General features: G+C 66.1%; 10 protein-coding genes and 1 tRNA gene. 3 read left to right on the forward strand and 8 right to left on the reverse strand.

Annotated elements, in window-relative coordinates; genetic code table 11:
* Positions 1-26 precede the first annotated feature (26 nt).
* From MJ606_RS10440 to MJ606_RS10460, 5 genes are all read right to left on the reverse strand, one after another.
* Positions 27-1,109: a YXWGXW repeat-containing protein gene (locus tag MJ606_RS10440; RefSeq protein WP_243049451.1), complete on the reverse strand. Its 1,083-nt coding sequence runs from the start codon at positions 1,107-1,109 to the stop codon at positions 27-29.
* Between the two features lie 149 nt (positions 1,110-1,258).
* Entirely contained in the window at positions 1,259-2,398 is a 1,140-nt protein-coding gene (locus tag MJ606_RS10445) for an ABC transporter permease (RefSeq protein WP_243049452.1), read from the reverse strand.
* Positions 2,399-2,409: 11 nt separating this feature from the next.
* Positions 2,410-5,166, reverse strand: a complete 2,757-nt coding sequence (rbbA, locus tag MJ606_RS10450; RefSeq protein ID WP_243049453.1) for a ribosome-associated ATPase/putative transporter RbbA — start codon at positions 5,164-5,166, stop codon at positions 2,410-2,412.
* Between the two features lie 5 nt (positions 5,167-5,171).
* The gene (locus MJ606_RS10455; protein WP_243049454.1) at positions 5,172-6,242 is read right to left on the reverse strand and encodes an HlyD family efflux transporter periplasmic adaptor subunit; all 1,071 of its coding nucleotides are present in this window, start codon (positions 6,240-6,242) and stop codon (positions 5,172-5,174) included.
* The gene (locus MJ606_RS10460) at positions 6,239-7,690 is read right to left on the reverse strand and encodes an efflux transporter outer membrane subunit (RefSeq protein WP_243049455.1); all 1,452 of its coding nucleotides are present in this window, start codon (positions 7,688-7,690) and stop codon (positions 6,239-6,241) included. The genes MJ606_RS10455 and MJ606_RS10460 overlap by 4 nt, the downstream gene beginning before the upstream one ends.
* Before the next feature lie 329 nt (positions 7,691-8,019).
* On the opposite strand from MJ606_RS10460, the gene MJ606_RS10465 reads away from it, so the two are divergent.
* Genes MJ606_RS10465 through MJ606_RS10475 form a run of 3 tightly spaced genes read left to right on the forward strand, consistent with a single transcriptional unit; the run spans position 8,020 to position 12,425 of the window.
* Positions 8,020-9,768 (forward strand): alpha/beta fold hydrolase, encoded by a 1,749-nt coding sequence (locus MJ606_RS10465; RefSeq protein WP_243049456.1) that lies wholly within the window; start codon positions 8,020-8,022, stop codon positions 9,766-9,768.
* Between the two features lie 39 nt (positions 9,769-9,807).
* Positions 9,808-11,250 (forward strand): bifunctional enoyl-CoA hydratase/phosphate acetyltransferase, encoded by a 1,443-nt coding sequence (locus MJ606_RS10470; RefSeq protein ID WP_243049457.1) that lies wholly within the window; start codon positions 9,808-9,810, stop codon positions 11,248-11,250.
* Entirely contained in the window at positions 11,247-12,425 is a 1,179-nt protein-coding gene (locus tag MJ606_RS10475; protein WP_243049458.1) for an acetate/propionate family kinase, read from the forward strand. The genes MJ606_RS10470 and MJ606_RS10475 overlap by 4 nt, the downstream gene beginning before the upstream one ends.
* Before the next feature lie 182 nt (positions 12,426-12,607).
* Here the strand turns inward: MJ606_RS10475 and MJ606_RS10480 are convergent.
* The 3 genes from MJ606_RS10480 to alaS form a co-directional block, all read right to left on the reverse strand.
* Positions 12,608-12,700, reverse strand: a tRNA-Ser gene (locus tag MJ606_RS10480).
* A 74-nt stretch (positions 12,701-12,774) separates the two neighbouring features.
* Complete coding sequence (gene csrA, locus MJ606_RS10485; protein WP_243049459.1) at positions 12,775-12,981, reverse strand: carbon storage regulator CsrA; 207 nt, start codon at positions 12,979-12,981, stop codon at positions 12,775-12,777.
* 263 nt (positions 12,982-13,244) lie between these two features.
* Positions 13,245-15,878 carry an alanine--tRNA ligase gene (gene alaS, locus MJ606_RS10490; RefSeq protein ID WP_243049460.1) on the reverse strand — a complete coding sequence of 878 codons (2,634 nt, stop codon included), beginning with the start codon at positions 15,876-15,878 and terminating at the stop codon, positions 13,245-13,247.
* Positions 15,879-15,904: the final 26 nt, after the last annotated feature.

Here is a 15,904-nt window from a genome sequence, read left to right on the forward strand (position 1 = left end):
GTTGCGCGCAGGGGTGCCAGATCGCCTCATCGGTGCTCCTCGTGCGGCTGCCCGCCATGGGACGGCTCACTGCGAGGATGGCCCGCCGGCGCATGATTGGCCGGAGCCGCATGGGCAGCCTGGGAATGATAGGCCGGCTGATAGCCATGCGAGGGCGCCGCGTGCTGCGCGTAGGCGGCATGGCTGGCCGCAGGCGAGTAGCCGCCACCATTGCCATCGGGATGCGAGGTGGCGCCCGCCGCATGCGGCCCGAAACTGGACGATCGCAAGGCCATGTTGTGGTGTGGCGCCTGCACCGGCGCACCCGTGCGCTGCGTGCTCACGGCGGTGGTCGCGGGTTGGCCCGACGCGCCGTGCGCGGCCATCACACCCTGCCCATGGAACACACCGGGTTGCGGCGTCGCCGCGACTTGCGGCGCGCCATGGTTGAACGACGCCCGCATCGACGGATCGCGGCTGGCCAATGTGCCCTGCTGCACCTGCGCCGCCACCGGTGGCGCGTGCTGTTCGCGGGCATAACCCATTTCCTGTGGCGACGGCCGCGCGCTCAGCCCGCCCTGGCCACCGTTGAAGCTGGTGCGATTGACCGTGACGTTGTTGACCGTGCGGTTATAGACATTGGTGACGTGCACGTTGCCGATGCGATTCACTGAGCGGTTGTAGTAGAAGCCGCCGTTGCGCCAATAGCCGCCCCCATAACCGACGCCGGTGTATCCGAAGCCGTAGTTGATGCCGCCATAGAAGCCCACGTGCGGCCCCCAGTAGCCCGCGTGGAACACATAGACACCGCCGGACCAGCCCCAGTAACCCGGCGTCCATAGCGCCCCCACGTAAGGCGGCAACACCCAGGTGCCCGGCACCCAGTAGTAACCATCGTCGCTATACGCCCAATAGCCCGGAACCCAGATGTAACCCGGCGCCGGAATGACCGGCTGCACATAGACCGGCAAGGGCGGTGGCGGAACGCCAACCGAGATGCCGACACCTATCGATACGCCTGCCTCGGCCTCGAGCGGCATGCTGGCGCAGGTGGCGAGCACCAGGACGGCAGCCAGCGAATGAAGCAGGCGATGCCGCGAAATGTGACCCTCAAGGCGACGCGGTTCCATGGCATGAACTCCCACATAGTGTTCGTAGGCATGTAACGCTCGAGGCGTCCAGGCATCGCAGCGTGGTAGGTGGTCCTGGTTCAACGGCGTTCAGCAGGCCGGAGCGGATGCGCACCTGTTCACGTATTGCGCGGCCGGAGGCCCCGCCGTCAAGCCATCTGGCTGATGGTCTTGCGAAAACGCACCAGGGCAACGCCGAACAGCACGCTGCCGATGCCGATCAGGGCGAGGCATTGCGGCCACACCACTTCCAGGCCGGCACCACGATACAGGATCGCCTGGGCCGCCGAGACGAAATGGGTGGTGGGGGCGGCCAGCATCACGTCCTGCACGAATGCGGGCATGCTCTCGCGCGGGGTGGTGCCGCCGGAGAGCAGTTCCAGCGGCACCAGCACCAATACCAGCAGCATGCCGAACTGCGGCATGGAGCGCGCGACCGTCGCCAGGAAAATGCCCATCGACGTGGTGGCGAACAGATGCAGCATGGTGGCCAGCATGAACAGCGCGATCGAACCCTGTACCGGCACCTGCATGGCACCCTGCACCACCAGGACCAGGGCGACCAGTGCCGCCAGTGCCACCACCAGGCCCATCGACCACACTTTGGCCAGCATGATCTCGAACGGCGTCACCGGCATCACCAACAGATGCTCGATGGTACCGTGCTCTCGCTCGCGTATCAGCGCGGCGCCGGTGAGGATGATCGAAAGCATGGTGACGTTGTTGATGATCTCCATCAGCGCGCCGAACCAGCTTTCCTCCAGGTTCGGATTGAAGCGCATATGCAGCACCAGCTCGACCGGCGGCGCCGGATCACCACGATGGCGCTGCAGGAATTCATTGATCTCGCTGCTGATGATCTGCTGGATGTAGCCGTTGCCGGTAAACGCCTGGCTCATGCGGGTGGCGTCGATATTCAACTGCAACGTCGGCGCCCTGCCCGCCAGGACGTCGCGCTGGAAATCCGGCGGAATGTCCAGTACGAACGTGTAGCGGCCGTTGTCCATGCCGGCGTCCATCTCGGCCAGGGTGATCAGCTCCGGACGGCGAAAGTGCGGCGGGTAGAACGCCGACCCGATCTGCGCCGACAGCGGCGATGCATCCTCGTCGACGATCGCGATGGTGGCGTTATGCAGGGTCTCCGGCAACGCCGTGGCGGCCACGTAGATCGATACCGTGAAGGTATAGGCGATCAGCACCAGCATCATCGGATCGCGGATCAGGCTCCACAGCTCCTTTACGCCGAGGCGGAAAATCGCGGCCCATTGAGTGCGCAGGTCGAGTCTCACCGGCCGCCTCCTCAGCGTTCCTGCTTGTCGAGCAGGAGCAACGCCGCGCCCAGGATCACCGGCAACGCCAGCAGCAGGGCCAAGAACGAACCACCCAAATCGCCAAGGGTCAGCGCCTTGCTGAACACGCCGCGGCTGATCGTCAGGAAATGGGTGGCCGGATACACCGCGCCGATCGCCGCGCCCATGCCCTCCAGCGAGGAAACCGGGTTGATCAGGCCAGAGAACTGCACGCAAGGGATGATGGTGCCGATCATGGTCACGAACATCGCCGCAATCTGGCTGCGGGTGAACGTCGAGGCGAACAATCCGAAGCTGGTCGAGCAGCCCACGAAAATCAGCGCGGCCAAGCTGAGCGTGGCGAAGCTGCCCTTGACCGGCACGCCGAACACCGTCACCGCCAGCAGCGACATCAGCAGGAAGTTGAACATGGCCAACACCACGTAAGGCAACTGCTTGCCGAGCAGGAATTCCGCGCGGGTCACCGGCGTGGTGTAGAAGTTGAGGATCGAACCCAGTTCTTTCTCGCGCACCACCGAGAGTGCCGTCAGCATGGCGGGGATCATCATCAGCAGCAGCGGAATCACCGCTGGCACCATCGCCGGCAGGCTCTTCACATCGGGGTTGTAGCGGTAGCGGGTTTCGATGCTTGCCGGCCCGCCCAGGCGCAAGCCGAGCCGGTGCTGCGCCATGTCGGCCAGCCAGTCCTGATGCATCGCCTGCACATAACCGCGTACGGTTTCGGCGCGGGTGGGCATGGCGCCATCCACCCAGGCGCCGATCTGCGCGTCGTCGCCTCGTTCCAGGCTACGGCCGAAGCCCGAAGGGATTTCGATCGCCAGGGCGAGTTCGCCAGTACGCATGCGCCGATCCAGGTCGGTGTAGTCGGAAATCGGCGGCTTCTCCACGAAATAGCGTGAGCCGGACAGGTTGAGCGCGTAGGCCTGGCTGAGCGCTGTCTGGTCGCGATCCAGCACGGCATACGGCAGATCCTCCACGTCCAGGCTAATGCCATAGCCGATGATGAACATCAGCACCGCCGTTCCCAGCAGCGCCAAGGTCGCGCGCACCGGATCGCGGCACAATTCCAGGGTTTCGCGCAGGGCATAGCTCAGGGCCCGACTGACGCTGAAGCGCAGGCGCCGCACCGGCTTCGGCGTTGGCGCCTCGCGCAGGGCCGGCGGCGCGGCGGCGGGCGCTTCATCGGCGCCGGGCTCATCCGCACTGGCTTCCTTCAGATAGGCAATGAAGGCCTGCTCGAGGGAGTCCGCATGGCGCGCTTGCACCAGCGCATCCGGACGATCGCTGACCAGCACGCGGCCGGCGTGCATCAGCGAGATGCGGTCGCAGCGCTCGGCCTCGTTCATGAAATGAGTGGAGATGAAGATGGTGACGCCGTCCTGGCGCGCCAGGTCGATCATCAGCTGCCAGAACATGTCGCGCGCCACCGGGTCCACGCCAGAGGTAGGCTCGTCGAGGATCAGCAGTTCCGGCCGGTGCACCACCGCCACCGCCAGCGACAAGCGCTGGCGCATGCCCAATGGCAGGCGTTCGGGCAGACTGTCGCGCACCTCGCCCAGTCCGAAACGCTGCAGCAATTCCTCCACCCGTGGCCCGATCTCCGCCGCCGGCACCTGGAACAGCCGCGCATGCAACACCAGGTTCTGCCCCACCGTCAGCTCACCGTACAGCGAGAATGCCTGCGACATATAACCCACCCGACGGCGGGTGGCGAGGTCCTTCGGATCCACCTCCCGACCGAACAGCCAGGCCTGTCCCTCGCTGGCCGGCAGCAGGCCGGTGAGCATCTTCATGGTGGTGGTCTTGCCGCAGCCATTGGAGCCAAGGAAGCCGAAGATCTCGCCGCGACGGATGCGGAAGTCCACGTGGTCCACCGCCGTGAAGTCACCGAAGCGCATGGTCAAACCGCGCGCCTCCACGGCCACCTGCCCGTCGGCATTCGCCGCCGGCGCCAGCGGTGGCACCACGACGGCCTGGTGGCCTTGCCGTCGCTCCGGCGGCAGCAGGGCGATGAACGCCCCCTCAAGGGTGGCCTCGCCGGTGCGTTCGCGCAGCGCGGCGGGCGTGCCAGTGGCGAGCACGCGGCCCTGGTCCATCGCGGCCAGCCAGTCGAAGCGTTCGGCCTCCTCCATGTAGGCCGTGGCAACCAGCACGCTCATGGACGGACGCTGCGCGCGGATGCGCGCGATCAGCTCCCAGAACTGACTGCGCGAAAGCGGATCGACGCCGGTGGTCGGCTCGTCCAGGATCAGCAGGTCCGGATCGTGGATCAACGCGCAGCACAGCCCCAGCTTCTGTTTCATGCCGCCGGACAGTTTGCCGGCCGGGCGCGACAGGAACGGCCTGAGGCCGGTGCTGGCGGTCAGCGAGTCGATGCGCCGCCGGCGCTCGGCGGCGCCATGGCCGAACAGGCGGCCGAAGAACTGCAGGTTCTCTTCCACCGACAAGGTGGGATACAGATTGCGCCCCAGGCCCTGTGGCATATAGGCGATGCGTGGACACACGGTGGCGCGGTAGCGGGCATCGGCGATATCGCCGCCAAGCACGGTGACACGCCCACCCTGGAGCTTGCGCGCACCGGCGGCCAGCGCGAGCAAACTGGATTTGCCCACGCCGTCCGGGCCGATCAGTCCGGCCATGCAGCCGCCCGGCAAATCCAGGCTGACGTCGTCCAGCGCCAGCACCTTGCGATAACGCAGGCTGACCCCGGCAAAGCTGGCCGCGGGAGCGTGTTGCGATTCGGCCATGATGGCTAGGGCACCCGCACAGCGAGTTCAGCCGGCCATTCGGCATGGCTGTCCTGCTTGATCCAGGCCACGCCAGGCAAACCGGTCTTCACCAGCTTCAGGTGCTTGCTCAGCAGTTCGCGATCGATCTGCGCCTTGACCCGGAACATCAGCTTCTGCCGTTCGCTGGCGGTCTCCACCGTCTTCGGGGTGAATTGCGCGGTACTGGCCACAAACGACACCTTGGCCGGGATCACGTATTGCGGCGCCGCGTCGAGCACGATCCGCACCTCGCTCCCCATGGCCAATCGCCCGGCGGCGGCCTCGGGCACGAAGAACGTCATATAGACGTCCGACAAGTCGACCAGGTTGAGCACGCGCCCGCCTCCGCCCAGCACTTCGCCTGGCTGGGCGATGCGGTATTGCACCCGGCCGTCGCGGGGCGCAGTCAGCTCGCTATCGTCGATGTCGGCGTTGACCCGCGCCACCGTGGCGTCGGCGGCCTTGACCGTGGACTGCGCACCCAGCACCTGGGTACGCGCGGCGGTAACGGCCGCCTCCGCGGCATTGACTTGGGCGCGCGCCGCATTCAATCCGGCTTCGGCGCCGCGCACGCGGGCGCGGTCGTCGTCCAGCTCCTGGACCGAGGAAGCGCCATCGCGCGACAAGGTCGTCGAGCGCGCAAACCTGCGCTGCGCGGCGTCCAGCTCGCTTTCGCGCAAGGCCACCTCGGCGAGCGATGTCTGGCGATCACTTTCGCGCATGGCCACCTGCGCTTGTGCGCTGGCCACCGCGGCCACGGCCTGCTGCTGCCGCGCCACCGCCTCGTCCCGCTGCGCCTCCAGCGACTGAATCTGCATGTGCCCGAGCACCTGCCCCGCGCTGACGAAGTCGCCTTCGTCGACGAGGATGTCCTGCACCCGGCCGGGCAGCTTGGTGGCCACGTCGATTTCGGTCGCCTCAATGCGGCCATTGCCGCTGACGAAGCCGTCGCCGGGTCCGCGCGGACGCAGCGCCTGCCACGACAACCAGGCAACGGCCGCAAGCGCGGCAACCACCAGCAAGGCAATCCATCGGTGTTTGAGAGTCGGATTCATGGTTGGCTCGCGCCGGAAACGGAAGATGGGCTGGTGGACGCCTCGCGCAGGCCTCCGCCAAGTGCGGCATATAACCCGACCCTGCTGGACAACAGGGCGCGGCGCAATTGCACCAGTTGCTGCTGCGCGCTGAGCAGGTCGCGTTGCGCGTCCAGCACTTCGAGGAAGGAGGCGGAACCGGCATCGAAGCGCAGCTTGGACAGCCGCGCACGCTCGGTCTGCACGTCCAGCGCCGTTTGCGCGATGACGACCTGCTCGGCCAGCCAATGGCGTGCGGACAAGGCGTCCGACACGTCGCGGAAAGCGCCCTGCACGGTCTGCTCGTAGTGGGCCACGGCCTCATCGCGACGGGCATTGTTCAAGTCGAGATTGCGGCGCAGCTTGCCGCCCTCGAACAGCGGCAAGGAAATGCTGGGCGCGAAGATCCAGGCATGGGTGCCGGCATCGAACAGCTGGTTCAATTCGTCACTGGCACTGCCGTAGGCACCGGTCAACGCGACGCGCGGAAAAAACGCGGCACGCGCCGCGCCGATATTGGCGTCGGCCGCCCGCAATTGGTATTCGGCGGCAAGGATGTCGGGACGCCGGGTCAGCAGGTCTGACGGTAAGCCCGGGCTGAGGTCGGCAAGCAAGCGGTTCTCGTCCAGCGGCTCGGCGATCGGCGGCAATTCCAGCGGTTGGCCAACCAGCAGGGTCAGCGCATGCGCCTGCACCTCGCGCGCCTGCCGCAGCTGCGCACCCAGCGCCTCGGCCTGGGTCAGCAGGGTCTGCACCTGGGTGAGGTTGAGGCGGGAGGTAGCCCCCACTTCGACCCGCCGAGAAAAGATGCGCAAGGTCTCGCGGCGGCTGTCGATGGTTTGCTGGGCCAGGAAGATGCGTTCATCCAGTTCGCGCAGGCTCAGCCAGTCGTTGGCGACCTGGGCGATCAGGCTCAGCGCCAGGGCCCGTTGCGCAGCCCTGGAAGCCAAATAGTTATCCCGCGCGGCATCGTTCAGATTGCGCAGGCGCCCCCAAAAATCCAGCTCCCAGCTCGACGCCACTGCGCCGGCCTGATACTGCTCCAGCGACAGCGGCACACCGAGTGGATCGGCGCCAGCCGGAAGGCGCGCACGAATCTCGCCCACGCTGGCATTCAAGGCCGGAAACAAGTCGGCGCGCTGGATGCCGTAAGCCGCGCGGGCCTGTTCCACTCGCGACGCCGCCACGCGCAGGTCGCGATTGTTCTCCAGTGCCTGAGCGATCAACTGCCGCAGCCGCGGATCGGTGAAATAGTCCTGCCAATCGGTGGCGGCCGCATCGAGACCGCTTGAAACCTCGACATCGGGGTAATGCGCGGCGACCGGCAGTGCCGGGGCCCGGTAGTCGGGCGCCATGGAGACGCAACCGGCAAGCACGCCCGCGGCAGCGAGACAGCCAAGCCGGACCACCCATATCGATGCTCGCCTCATGCACGCACCAACGGAGCGCACGGCCACATGGACCGGCAACCCCGCAAAGACCGGCAATCGTCCCCCTGCCGGACCGGGATGGAGGCCGTCCCCGGCCTCTCACGCTTAAGCTTGGATGAGCAACACCTTGCGCCGCAACACTACGTGGCCAAATGTCGCAAGCATGTCACGAGGCCCCGCGAAGCTTTAACTTCAGTACCGTCGAATGGCTTGCGAACGGCCATGTTACGCTGCCTTGCAGCAAGCACCATTCACCACCGTTACGGCAAGGCGACAAGCGATTGTCGACTCGCCATGCGAAGCCGAGACGCTTCATTGGGAGATATGCCATGCCTGCCGCTACGCCTGCGTTGCCATCACCCACCCTCGGCGCACGTTTGGACCAGCGGGTCCACGCCGCACTGGCCCGCACCACCTTGTCGATCTCGCCCACCGCGGTTGCGCTGGCCTGGCTGGACTGGGCCATGCACCTGGCCGCGTCGCCCGGCAAGCGCCTCGCGCTGACCCGGCAGGCCTTGGAGGAAATGGCCGAGCTGGGGCGCTATGTCGCGCAGTCCTGCCAGTCCAGCGAGTTGCCCGTCCAGGCCTGCATCGCGCCAAGGGAACAGGATCGCCGCTTCGCTGCGCCCGAATGGCAGCAGTGGCCATTCGCCCCGATGCAGCAAGCATTCCTGCTGACCGAGCGCTGGTGGAATGACGCCACCCGGGAGATACGCGGGGTTTCGCCGCATCACCAGAACGTGGTGAACTTCGCCGCGCGGCAGTGGCTGGACATATTCTCGCCCGGCAATTTTCCGCTCACCAATCCCCTGGTGCTCGAGCGCAGCCAGGAACAGGGCGGTGCCAATTTCGTCCGCGGCTACCTGCACTGGCTGGACGACGTGCGCCGCTACGTGCAGGGCGAACCGCCCGCCGGAACGGAGCGGTTCCAGGTAGGCCGCGAGGTCGCCGTCACTCCCGGCAAGGTGGTGATGCGCAATGCGCTGGTGGAACTGATCCAGTACACCCCAACCACCGACAAGGTGCGCCCGGAGCCGGTGCTGATCGTGCCGGCATGGATCATGAAGTACTACATCCTGGACCTGTCGCCAGCCAACTCCCTGGTCAAGTACCTGGTCGACCAGGGCTACGTCGTGTTCTGCCTGTCATGGAAGAACCCCGGCCAGCACGAGCGCGACCTGGCCATGCAGGACTACCTCGACCTGGGCCTGCGCGCAGCGCTCGACGCAGTGTCCGCGATCGTGCCAGGACGCAGGATCCACGCCACCGGCTACTGCCTGGGCGGCACCCTGCTGTCGATCGGCGCCGCGGCGATGGCTCGCGATGGCGACGAGCGCCTGGCGTCGCTCACCTTGTTTGCCGCGCAGACCGATTTCAGCGAGCCTGGCGAGCTGGCACTGTTCATCGACGACAGCGAAGTGGCCTATCTAGAAGACCAGATGGCGCGCACCGGCTACCTCACCGCGGGACAGATGGCCGGAGCATTCCAGATGCTGCGCTCCTACGACCTGTTGTGGTCGCGCATGGTCGGTGCATACCTGATGGGCGATGCCGAGCCGATGAACGACCTGATGGCCTGGAATGCCGACACCACGCGCATGCCGGCGAAGATGCATTCGCAGTATCTGCGCTGGCTGTTCCTGCAAAACGACCTGGCTTCGGAACGCTACCCGGTGGACGGCAAGCCGGTCGCGCTAAGCGATATCCATTTGCCCATCTTCTGCGTAGGTACGCAAACCGACCATGTGGCGCCTTGGCGCTCAGTGTACAAACTGCATTACGAGACTGCGGCGGAACTCACCTTCGTGCTGACTTCCGGTGGCCACAACGCAGGCATCGTCAGCGAGCCGGGCCACCCGCACCGCAGCTACCAGTCGGCAACGCGCCCCGCGGGCGGCGCCTATCAGCCACCGGACGACTGGCTGACCACGGCGCCGCGGCAGGAGGGCTCGTGGTGGCCGGCCTGGTGCGCCTGGCTGGAGCAGCGCTCTGGCGAGCCGGTAGCGCCGCCGGCGCTGGGCGCGGCGGCCTACCCACCGCTGGCCGAGGCACCGGGAACCTATGTGCTGGAACGTTGAAGCAAGCCCGTCCATCCCCATCCGACCGACAGGTACCGCATGAACGACCTCGCCATTCCACCGTCGCGCACCGCCCCGGCTGGCGGCGATGAGCCACGCACGGTGCGGAACCGTGTTTTCGACGACATCGCCGTGGGTGACGAGGCCGCGCTGCAACGCAGCCTGACCGCCGCCGACATCCAATTGTTCGCCGTGCTGTCCGGTGACGTGAACCCGCAACACCTGGATCCGGCCTTCGCTGAATCGACCCGCTTCCATGGCGTGATCGCCCATGGCATGTGGGGCGCGGCGCTGATTTCCGCGGTGCTGGGCACGCGCCTGCCGGGACCGGGCACGATTTATCTGGGCCAGACCCTGCGCTTTCTCGCCCCGGTGCGGATCGGCGATACGCTGCAGGTGGCCGTGAAGGTCACCGCCAAGGATCCGGCCAGCAAGCGGCTGACGCTTGCCTGCCGCTGCACCAATCAGGACAGCAAGACCGTGATCGAAGGCGAGGCGCAGGTGATCGCCCCCACCGAACACATCGAGCGCAACCGCACCACCTTGCCGGAAGTGCGCCTGATCGATGGCGCCGGCAAGAGCCTGCTCGATTACGTGCGTCCGCTCGGCGCGGTGCGCACAGCGGTGGTGCACCCCTGCGACGAACCCAGCTTGTCGGCGATATTCGAAGCGCGCCGCGCCGGCCTGATCGAGCCCGTGCTGATTGCGCCTCGGGCCAGGCTGGAAGCACTAGCGGCACAGCACAAGTTCGACCTGAGCGGCGTGGCGATCGAAGACGTACCGCACAGCCACGCCGCCGCGGCGCGCGCGGTGGAACTGGCCGGCGCCGGCAAGGTGGAGGCGCTGATGAAAGGCAGCCTGCATACCGACGAACTGATGGGTGCCGTGGTCGCGCACGGCTCGCCGCTGCGCACCGAGCGGCGCATCTCCCATTGCTATCTGATGCATACGCCAGCCTATCCGCGGCCGTTCATCATTACCGATGCCGCGATCAATATCGCGCCAGACCTCGACGCCAAGGCCGACATCATTCGCAACGCGGTGGAGCTGGCCCGCATCATCGGCGTGGAACGCCCGCGCGTGGCGATCCTCGCCGCCGTAGAGACGGTAAACGTGCGCATGCAGGCCACCCTGGACGCCGCGGCGCTGTGCAAGATGGCCGACCGCGGCCAGATTGCCGGGGCCACCCTGGATGGACCGCTCGCCTTCGACAATGCAATCTCGGCCGCGGCGGCGCGCATCAAAGGCATCACTTCGCCCGTGGCCGGCATGGCCGACGTGCTGGTGGTGCCCGACCTGGAGAGCGGCAACATGCTGGCCAAGCAACTCGAATACCTGGGGGGCGCTTCCAGCGCGGGTATCGTGATGGGTGCGCGCGTGCCGATCATACTGACCAGCCGCGCGGACTCCGGCGAAACGCGGATCGCCTCCTGCGCCGTGGCCGCGCTGATCGCCCACAGCCACCGGCAGGCCATAGCGTGAGCGCCTGGATAGCGGTGCTCAACTGCGGCTCGTCCAGCATCAAGTTCGCGCTGTTCGACGCCTCGCGCACACCGCTGCCGCGCACCGCGCCGTGGAGCGGCAAAGTCGAAGGCATCGGTTCGCCGCAGGCGAGTTACCAGGAAAGTGGCGCGCCCTCCGAGCCGCTCGTGCTGGAAGCAGTCGATCCCTACCATGCCGCACTCGCCCACATCCGCGAACGCATCCAGGCGCGCTTGCAGGGTGATCGCCTGCTCGCGGTAGCGCACCGCGTGGTGCACGGCGGCGCCAAGTACTTCCTGCCGACCCGGATCGACGCACAAGTGCTGGCCGACCTGCGCAGCTATATTCCGCTGGCGCCGCTGCACCAGCCGTTTGCGCTGGAGGCCATCGAGGTGCTGCTGCGCGAACGCCCGGAACTGCCGCAAGTCGCGTGCTTCGATACCGCCTTCCACCACACCCTGCCCGATGTGGAAAAGGTACTGCCGCTGCCGTTCGAGAATTGGGAACGCGGCGTGCGCCGCTACGGCTTCCACGGCTTGTCCTATGCCTTCCTCTCGATCGCGCTGGCCGAACGCTACGGCGAGCGCGCGCGCGGACGCACCCTCTGCGCGCACCTGGGCAGCGGCGCCAGCCTGTGCGGCATGAACGACCTCAAAAGCGTGGCGACCACCATGGGTTTTTCGGCGCTGGACGGCCTGATGATGGGCACTCGCTGCGGCAGCCTGGATCCCGGCGTGGTGTTGTATCTGCTGGAGAGCGAGCGGCTCGACGCGCATGAGCTTGGCCAGTTGCTGTACCACCGTTCCGGCCTGCTCGGCGTCTCCGGCGTCTCGGCCGACCCACGCGAGCTGCTGCCGATCGAGAGCGGCAACGAACGCGTGACCCTGGCTCTCGCACTCTACGTGCGCCGCATCGTGCGCGAGATCGGCGCCCTGGTCGCCGTGCTCGGCGGCCTGGACCTGCTGGTATTCACGGCGGGCGTGGGCGAACACAATGCAGCGATCCGCGAACGCGTATGCCATGACCTGGCCTATCTCGGCCTGGAACTGGATCCCGTCGCGAATCTCGCCAACGCGCCCATCATCTCCACCCCATCCAGCAGCGTGCCGGTGGCGGTGGAACCGACCAACGAGGAATGGATCGCCGCGCGCGACGCCATCGCAACCCTCGCCTAGGATCGCATCGACATCGCCATGGAGCCAGCCGCCATGGCCCGCCTAACCTTGATGCAAAAAGAAACGCACACGAGCGAACCAGTCGGTGCGGCAATCGCATGGCGAAGTGTCCATGCCGGCGCCCACGCGGCACTTTCTCCAGGCATAAAAAAACCCCTGTAAAAACAGGGGCTTTTCATTACTGGCGGAGAGAGAGGGATTCGAACCCTCGATAAGGCTTTTGACCCTATACTCCCTTAGCAGGGGAGCCCCTTCGGCCTCTCGGGCATCTCTCCAGTTTTGTCCGCATTTCTGCGGAGCCGGCAAGGATACTAAACCGGCATGCTCGAGGTAAAGCTTTTCTTGCTTGTCAGTGCTCGCCAGCCTCGCCGGAAGTGCTGCCATCCGGCTCGTGCTCGTTCTTGATCCGTTGATAGATCTCTTCGCGATGCACGGCTACGTTCTTGGGCGCATTGATGCCGATACGCACCTGATTGCCCTTCACGCCGAGAACGGTGACGGTCACCTCGTCACCGATCATCAAGGTTTCACCGACCCTGCGGGTCAGAATCAACATGTTTGCCACTCCATGAATACTTTGGTCATAGGCCAACAGACGGTGTCACCTCACCCCTGAGCTTCACCGTCTGGACAGTTCGACGAACTTACCCGCCGAAGGCCCTACCGCCTTCCCGGTTTGACAGACGAGGCATCCCCTGCAGATGCCATGTCGAGCAACACCGTCGCAACCATCGGTGTCGGCAGTATCTTGATACTAGCCGAGCGTCCGCGGGCAGCGCAATGCGTAAACGGGAGTACGGGGGCAATGGTTGACTGGCTTCAGGAAGCCAGCCGCTCGCCGATCCAGCCCACCAGGCCATTCAGGATACGAGGCAACTCGGCACTGTCGGTGCCACCGCCCTGGGCCATGTCCGGGCGTCCGCCGCCCTTGCCGTCGATCTGTCCGGCCACATGAGCCACGACATCGCCCGCCTTGACCCGACCCAATGCCTTGCCATGCACGCCGGCCACCAGCGACACACGGCCGTCCGCTGCGCCGGCCAGCAGGATCACGCAATCGGCAAGCTGCTGCTTGAGCTGGTCGATGCTGTCGCGCAGCGCCTTGGCGTCCAGGCCTTCGAGGCGTGCAGCCACGATCTTGATGCCATCGATCTGCTGGGCCGTCGACGCCAGGTCGGCCGTGGCCGAGCCCGCGGCCTTCGCACGCAGCGACTCCAGCTCGCGCTCCAGCTTCTTCTGTTTGTCGAACAGCTGGCGCAGCTTCTCCACGGCATCGTCGCCGTGGGCGGACAATAGCTGTGAGAATTCGCCGAGACGACGTTCCTCATCGGCCACGTAATTCAACGCGCCCGCCCCTGTCACCGCCTCGATACGACGCACACCGGAGGCGACGCCCGCTTCGCTGACGATCTTGAACAGGCCGATATCGCCGGTACGGCCGACATGCGTGCCACCACACAGTTCGGTGGAGAAATCGCCCATCTTGAGCACGCGCACTTCGTCGCCGTACTTCTCGCCGAACAGCGCCATGGCGCCGAACTCGATGGCGGCGTCGTAGCCCATCTGGTGCACTTCGGCCGGTGCGTTGCGGCGCACTTCGGCGTTTACCAGCGTCTCGATCTCGCGCAATTCGTCCGCGCTGAGCGGCTTGAAGTGCGAGAAGTCGAAACGCAAACGCTCCGGCGCCACCAGCGAGCCCTTCTGCGTGACGTGCGTGCCCAGCACCTTGCGCAAGGCGGCATGCAGCAGATGGGTGGCCGAATGATTGAGCACGATCGCCTGGCGGCGCGCGGCATCCACCACGGCATCGACCGTGTCGCCCACACGCAGCGCCTGGGTGCCGTGCCAGCGACCGGCATGGCCGAAGAACACGCCGCCCATCTTGAGCGTGTCGCTCACCTCGAAGCGGCCGGCGCTGCCGGTCAGCGTACCGGTGTCGCCGACCTGGCCGCCGGACTCGGCGTAGAACGGCGTGCGGTCCAGAATGACCAGGCCTTCCTCGCCTTCGGCAAGCTGCTCGAACTGCTTGCCGGCGCGCACGATGCCGATGACCTTGCCCGCGCCGGACAGCGCCTCGTAACCCAGGAACGCAGTCGGTGCGAGCTGGCTGGCCAGCTCCGCCGGCATCTGCCCCTTGGCCTCGAAACGGCCACCCTCGCGGCTGCGATCCTGCTGCTCCTTCATGGCCTGCTCGAAGCCGTCCATGTCCACCGTCAGGCCGCGCTCGCGCGCGATGTCGGCGGTCAGGTCGACCGGGAACCCGTAGGTGTCGTACAGGCGGAACGCATCGACGCCCGGGATCGTGCCATGGGCCTTGGCGGCGACGGCGTCGAACAGGCGCATGCCGTTCTCCAGCGTCTCGCCGAAACGCTTCTCCTCGGTGCGCAGCGCGTCTTCCACGAAAGCCTGCTTGGCGGCGAGTTCCGGATAGGCCTCGCCCATCTCCTCGACCAGCGGCTGCACCATCTTCCAGAAGAAATCGCCGCGCACGCCCAGCATCCAGCCGTGGCGCAAGGCGCGGCGGATGATGCGGCGAAGCACATAGCCACGACCTTCGTTGGACGGCAACACGCCATCGACGATAAGGAACGCGCAGGCGCGGATGTGATCGGCAATCACGCGCAGCGACTTGTTGGCCAGGTCGCTGGTGTGGGTCAGCCCGGCAGCCACCTTGATCAGGTGCTGGAACAGATCGATCTCGTAATTGGAATGCACGTGCTGCAGCACGGCGGCCAGGCGCTCCAGGCCCATGCCGGTATCCACGCATGGCGCCGGCAGGGGCGACAGCGTGCCATCGGGCGCGCGGTCGAACTGCATGAACACCAGGTTCCAGATCTCGATGTAGCGATCGCCGTCCTCGTCCGGCGAGCCCGGCGGGCCACCAGCGATCTCCGCGCCATGGTCGTAGAAGATCTCGGTGCACGGGCCGCACGGGCCGGTGTCGGCCATCTGCCAGAAGTTGTCCGACGCGAACGGCGCGCCCTTGTTGTCGCCGATGCGCACGATGCGCTCGGCCGGCACGCCCATCTGCTGGTTCCAGATATCGTAGGCCTCGTCATCGGTGTGATAGACGGTGACCCACAGCTTGTCCTTGGGCAACTTGAAGACCTCGGTCAGCAGCTCCCACGCATAGGCGATGGCCTCGCGCTTGAAGTAGTCGCCGAACGACCAGTTGCCCAGCATCTCGAAGAAGGTGTGGTGACGCGCGGTGTAGCCCACCGAATCCAAGTCGTTGTGCTTGCCGCCGGCGCGCAGGCAGCGCTGCACGTCGGCGGCGCGCGTGTACGGCAGCTTCTCGCTGCCCAGGAACACGTTCTTGAACTGCACCATGCCCGAGTTGGTGAACAACAGCGTGGGATCGCTGGCCGGCACCAGCGAACTGGACGGCACGATGGTGTGGTCTTTCGAACGGAAATAGTCGAGGAAAGTCGAGCGGATTTCGGCGGTTTTCATGCAGTTGGGGACGACCTGTAGGAAAG

The organism is Dyella sp. RRB7, from assembly GCF_022761115.1.
GTDB lineage: Bacteria > Pseudomonadota > Gammaproteobacteria > Xanthomonadales > Rhodanobacteraceae > Dyella.

What these genes read in the sequence shown, in the direction of transcription:
- MJ606_RS10440 (WP_243049451.1), bottom strand. Translation starts at nt 1,109, where the DNA reads ATGGAACCGCGTCGCCTTGAGGGTCACATTTCGCGGCATCGCCTGCTT.
- rbbA (WP_243049453.1), bottom strand. Translation starts at nt 5,166, where the DNA reads ATGGCCGAATCGCAACACGCTCCCGCGGCCAGCTTTGCCGGGGTCAGC.
- MJ606_RS10455 (WP_243049454.1), bottom strand. Translation starts at nt 6,242, where the DNA reads ATGAATCCGACTCTCAAACACCGATGGATTGCCTTGCTGGTGGTTGCC.
- MJ606_RS10460 (WP_243049455.1), bottom strand. Translation starts at nt 7,690, where the DNA reads ATGAGGCGAGCATCGATATGGGTGGTCCGGCTTGGCTGTCTCGCTGCC.
- MJ606_RS10465 (WP_243049456.1), top strand. Translation starts at nt 8,020, where the DNA reads ATGCCTGCCGCTACGCCTGCGTTGCCATCACCCACCCTCGGCGCACGT.
- MJ606_RS10470 (WP_243049457.1), top strand. Translation starts at nt 9,808, where the DNA reads ATGAACGACCTCGCCATTCCACCGTCGCGCACCGCCCCGGCTGGCGGC.
- csrA (WP_243049459.1), bottom strand. Translation starts at nt 12,981, where the DNA reads ATGTTGATTCTGACCCGCAGGGTCGGTGAAACCTTGATGATCGGTGAC.
- alaS (WP_243049460.1), bottom strand. Translation starts at nt 15,878, where the DNA reads ATGAAAACCGCCGAAATCCGCTCGACTTTCCTCGACTATTTCCGTTCG.